Here is a 566-nt window from a genome sequence, read left to right on the forward strand (position 1 = left end):
CAATGTACAGGAAGCTTCTAGTATAACCCCATATTTAGAATCGACTTCTGCAGTAATGGTTAACGTTTCAAAGACACTTTTTGCTGCCATTCCCTGGGGTAAACGTGCGTGACCTGCAATAAATATTGTTTTACCATTAAACATGAGGCTTCTCCCTCCCTAAAAATGATTTATTTTATTAAAGCTGCTTCCAATAAGTGCGATTGTTCTGGAATACGGTTAACAACCTCTTTTCCAATTTCAATAGAAGCTGTAGCTGCAGGAGACGGAGCGTTACATACATGAACAGTACGTTTCCCCATTATAATATGAAAGTCATCTACCATATTCCCATCGTCCTGTAGAGCCTGCGCTCGAACGCCTGCAGGTGCCGGAATTAAATCATCTTCCTGAATTTCAGGAATTAACTCCTGAAGGCTTTTCGTAAATTGCTTCTTGCTAAAAGAACGGACATATTCATCCATCCCTTCTTTCATAAATTTACTCGCGAGTTTCCAGAACCCTTTGTAACTTAAAACTTCTGTTAAATCTTTTGCATTGAAGTCCGTTTTTTTATATCCTTCACG

The 566-nt window shown here is 39.0% G+C and carries 1 protein-coding gene and 1 pseudogene; both read right to left on the minus strand.

Annotation, left to right across the window (positions count from 1 at the left end; translation table 11 throughout):
- The coding region (locus AC1DUW_RS32045; RefSeq protein ID WP_477644609.1) for a DUF3870 domain-containing protein at positions 1 to 144 on the minus strand (144 nt) is incomplete at its 3' end.
- A gap of 26 nt (positions 145 to 170) precedes the next feature.
- A pseudogene (locus AC1DUW_RS32050) lies at positions 171 to 566 on the minus strand (L-2-hydroxyglutarate oxidase); the annotation flags it as partial.

This window comes from Peribacillus sp. P4_C12 (assembly GCF_056402095.1).